Here is a 374-nt window from a genome sequence, read left to right as displayed (position 1 = left end):
GCTTCAAGATGAGGTCTCCCACCACCTTGAGTGGGTAAGGCCCCCAGCCAGACGACTGGGTTGATAGGCCGGAAGTGCAAGCACCGCAAGGTGCTCAGCTGACCGGTACTAACAGGCCGAGGGCTTGACACTACATTCACTTCATGTACCCCGAGTATTCGGGGGTTCGCGTCCACTGTGTAGCTCCCGAGTTGCGGCCGGGACGGGCACTCTTCACTCCGGTGGAGTAGAGCTCGCAGGCCGACATCTCAATAGAGTTGCGGCGGCCATAGCGAAAGGGAAACACCCGGTCCCATCCCGAACCCGGAAGTTAAGCCTTTCAGCGCCGATGGTACTGCGAGGGAGGCCTCGCGGGAGAGTAGGACACCGCCGGA

Annotated in this window: 2 rRNA genes; both read left to right on the top strand. The window is 61.0% G+C overall.

Annotation, left to right across the window (positions count from 1 at the left end):
• Positions 1 to 132, top strand: a 23S ribosomal RNA gene (locus tag EAS64_RS42995); the annotation flags it as partial.
• A gap of 126 nt (positions 133 to 258) precedes the next feature.
• Positions 259 to 374: ribosomal RNA gene (rrf, locus tag EAS64_RS42990) — 5S ribosomal RNA — on the top strand; the annotation flags it as partial.

Origin of the sequence: Trebonia kvetii (genome assembly GCF_007827045.1) — a bacterium.
GTDB classification, from domain to species: domain Bacteria; phylum Actinomycetota; class Actinomycetes; order Streptosporangiales; family Streptosporangiaceae; genus Trebonia; species Trebonia kvetii.
This window is presented reverse-complemented; position numbering and strand designations above follow the sequence as displayed.